The sequence below is a fragment of the Chamaesiphon sp. OTE_8_metabat_110 genome (assembly GCF_031382685.1).
Classification (GTDB): domain Bacteria; phylum Cyanobacteriota; class Cyanobacteriia; order Cyanobacteriales; family Chamaesiphonaceae; genus Chamaesiphon.
This window is the reverse complement of record NZ_JANMZA010000317.1, coordinates 1-3,698: the sequence shown is the minus strand read 5'-3', so window position 1 is coordinate 3,698 and position 3,698 is coordinate 1. Positions and strand designations below refer to the sequence as shown.

General features: G+C 45.9%; 4 protein-coding genes. 3 read left to right on the top strand and 1 reads right to left on the bottom strand.

Going from position 1 to position 3,698, the window contains the following annotated elements; genetic code table 11:
- The 3 genes from cysS to RMO52_RS11655 all read left to right on the top strand — a co-directional run.
- Positions 1–1,418, top strand: a 1,418-nt coding sequence (gene cysS, locus RMO52_RS11665) for a cysteine--tRNA ligase (RefSeq protein ID WP_310414252.1), incomplete at its 5' end; no start/stop codon positions are given.
- A gap of 7 nt (positions 1,419–1,425) precedes the next feature.
- The gene (locus RMO52_RS11660; RefSeq protein WP_310414249.1) at positions 1,426–2,202 is read left to right on the top strand and encodes a hypothetical protein; all 777 of its coding nucleotides are present in this window, start codon (positions 1,426–1,428) and stop codon (positions 2,200–2,202) included.
- A gap of 200 nt (positions 2,203–2,402) precedes the next feature.
- Positions 2,403–3,011, top strand: coding sequence for a Uma2 family endonuclease (locus RMO52_RS11655; RefSeq protein ID WP_310414246.1), 609 nt, complete (start codon positions 2,403–2,405; stop codon positions 3,009–3,011).
- Positions 3,012–3,047: 36 nt separating this feature from the next.
- Here RMO52_RS11655 and RMO52_RS11650 read toward each other — a convergent pair.
- Positions 3,048–3,698 (bottom strand): aldo/keto reductase (locus RMO52_RS11650; protein WP_310414243.1); only part of this gene is annotated, 651 nt, incomplete at its 5' end.

Sequence of the window (3,698 nt, the reverse complement as noted above, 5' to 3'; positions counted from 1 at the left end):
TGAAAATGTACTGCTGCGGGGTGACTGTATACGACTACTGCCATCTCGGTCACGCTCGATCGTATATTGTTTGGGATACCGTGCGTCGCTATCTGCAATGGCGCGGCTATGAAGTTAAATACGTCCAAAATTTTACCGATATCGACGATAAGATCCTCAACCGCGCCAAGCTCGAACAAAGCTCAATGACCGCAGTTGCCGAAAAATACACGGCTGCTTACTTTGAAGATCTCCACCGCCTGAATGTCCGCGACGCCGATAACTATCCCCTCGCCACCAAGCACATCCAAGAAATTCAAGATCTGATCGCCGATCTCGAAACCAAAGGCTTTGCCTATGCAGTAGACGGCGATGTCTACTTCCGCGTGCGCCAAGATGCTGACTACGGTAAACTCTCCAAGCGCAACCTCGAAGATCTCCGTGCTGGCGGCGGCGAACGCGTCGAAGCCGCAGATCCCGACCAAATCAAGAAAGAAGACCCCTTTGATTTTGCCCTGTGGAAGGCAGCAAAACCGGGCGAACCCGCCTGGGAGTCTCCCTGGGGAAACGGTCGCCCAGGCTGGCATATAGAATGCTCTGCGATGATCCAAAAGCAACTCGGCGACACCATCGATATCCATTGCGGTGGCGGCGATCTCGTCTTCCCCCACCACGAAAATGAAATCGCCCAATCCGAATGCGCTCACGATCGACCATTATCAACCTACTGGATGCACAATGGGATGGTGAGAGTCGGCGGTGAGAAAATGTCTAAATCTCTGGGCAACTTTACTACCATCCGCGCCTTGCTTGACGGTCATAAATCGGACGGCACGACCGATCCCGTAGATCCGATGACAATTCGGTTATTCGTCCTCACGGCACAATATCGCAAACCGATGGATTTTAGCGATGCCTCGATTACCGCCGCCGGACAAAGTTGGCAGACTATTAAAGACGGGATGTTATTTGGTTATGAATTTGGCAAAAAATTAGGTTGGGATAACCTCGATCCGATTCGTGCTGGAGCTACAGCTACTACCGCAGAAGTCAATAGATTTCGTACTGCTGTAGACGACGATTTTAACTTTGCCGAAGGTTTGGTGGTAGTATTTGAACTCGCCAAAGAATTGCGAAAAGTCGGCAATATTATCACCCACGATAGCGAGCAAACAGTAGATCCCAATCTACTCAAAGACAAGTGGCAAACATTAATCGAATTAGCAGGAGTGTTAGGTTTGGAAGTCAATCCCGAGGAATTAAAAGTACAAACTAGTGGTTTGAGCGATGCGGAGATCGAAGCATTACTCACCGAACGTCAAATCGCTAGAGCAAATAAAGATTTCGCCACTAGCGATCGCATCCGCGCTCAATTAACCGAAGAAAAAATCGTAGTGATCGATAAAGCTGGCGTTCCGAGTACTTGGTATCGGGGGTAATCTATCTATGCTAATCCAGAATGACGATCTAGAGTGGAGGATTAGAACCTTCTTTGATTATTGGAGACAAAGACATGCATTTATTAATAATTTAGATCTTAGCAAGCACAATCATGAAGCCAATGTACTCCTTTGGGCATCTCTTGACGCTCTTTCCAATTTATGGGCAAAGAATATTGGTGAAGAGCAATGCAACAACAAAGGCATAAAAAAAGAAAATAAACGCCTTATCTTTGATGCTTTTCTGGCGCATTATGGTGATGAACTATTTCAAATTGTTTCATTACCTGACTTGTGGAGCCGAATAGATCGAGGAGATGTTGTTGTCGATCAAAACCCTGTGCGGAAATTGCCTGAAGATGCGTGTACATTTCTTGGCAAAATTGGAGGGCGTCTAACGCCTACGCAACTTGACGCAAAACAAACTGCTCAAAGTCGTCAAATTTCAGACGACTTGAGAATGGATCTCATTATTGCTGGCACCTTGGAATATTGTCCTACAACAAATCCTAAAGAGCTTGAAAAATGGTTAATGTTTTCAAGATATGGTGCAATTGCTTACAAGAAAATGCGATCGGCCTATATTCATGAAGGAAGATCTGGAAGTGGGTCTCATAGTTATAACTTACATGGATCGCCAACAAAACCCACTTATCGCGGAATGTATACTACTCCCCCTGTAATTGGCTTTAGTGTTGAATTCATGTTGCATGTGTTAAATGAATGCATTACTGCATTTGAGTCTGAAGCACGACATTTAGAAAAATATCCTGTGCCAACATAAGAAAATTAGAGTAGGCACTGCTTACCACTAAGATTTGGGGAATTTCAAGTGTGTTAAATCGAATATATTTGAGGTCAAAAAGCAAATATGAACGCTACAAATAGTTCACAACTAGAGAATATGGATTTGTCGATCTAAATATCCATACTCAATAAAGTAGATACTAAACTTTGAGGATAAAAAATAGGAATAATCACACTATGACCTATACAACCACTAAAGTTCTTACCTTTGATGAATTTATCATCCAATATGGTGACAATCCTCGCTACGAGCTAATTGATGGAGAAGTGCGAGACATGGAACCGACTGGCCCTCATGAAGCTGTAACTGGAAAGATAATCGGCTACATTTTTGTAGAAATCTTACGTTCTCGCCGCAACTGGATCGTACCCAAAAATTGCCTAATCAAACCACCTGCGATGGCTGCTACCGCGTTGCGCCCTGACGCGATCGTACTCGATGAAACTAAGCTCGATCGAGAACCACTCTGGCAAAAGGAACCGATCGTCTGCAATGGAAATACGATCGAGCTGGTTGTTGAAGTTGTCAGTACTAATTGGCAGGATGATTATGCTCGGAAGATAGAAGAGTACGCCCTATTAGGTATTCCAGAATATTGGATTGTGGACTACTTAGGAATTGGGGGTATTGCTTTTATCGGCAAACCAAAACAACCAACTTTCACAGTTTGTCAACTTGTTGGAGAGACATATAACCAACAACAATTTCGGTTGGGAGCATCGATTTTATCTCCCACCTTTCCCGAACTTCAGCTTCGACTCGATGACATTATCCCTCGCCAGTAGGGCAATCTATTTAGATAGAAGAATCAGTTCTTGCGACTACTCAGCCGAGTCCGATCGAACTTTGCCCACTGCGGCTTCGATTTTTTGCTTCAATTCGGCGTCGATCTTGGGAATAATCTCGATCGCGCCCATATTTTCGATAACTTGTTCCTTGGAACTGGCTCCAGTAATGACCGTACTCACATGCGGATTGCTGGCACACCAGGCGATCGCCAATTGCGAGAGCGTACATCCTAACTGCTCGCTAATCGGGCGGAGGCGTTCGGTAGCGGCAATCCAGTCAGTATTAGTAACTGCTTGTTGTAGCCACGAGTAGCCCGGTAAAGTCGATCGACTCCCCGCTGGCACACCATTGGCATACTTACCTGTGAGGACACCAGACGCGAGCGGACTCCACGTAGTCAAACCCAGTCCCTGCTCGTCATAGAGACTAGCATATTCGGTTTCGACTCGATCGCGGTGAAATAAATTGTACTGGGGTTGCTCCATCACGGGCTTGTGCAGATGGTGTCGATCGGCAATTTGCCATGCGCTGCGGATCTCGGCTGCCGACCATTCTGACGTGCCCCAGTAGAGTGCTTTGCCCTGCTGAATCATATCGTGCATCGCCCACACCGTCTCTTCGATCGGGGTATTCGGATCGGGACGATGGCAAAATACCAAGTCTACATAGTCCAATTGCAAGCG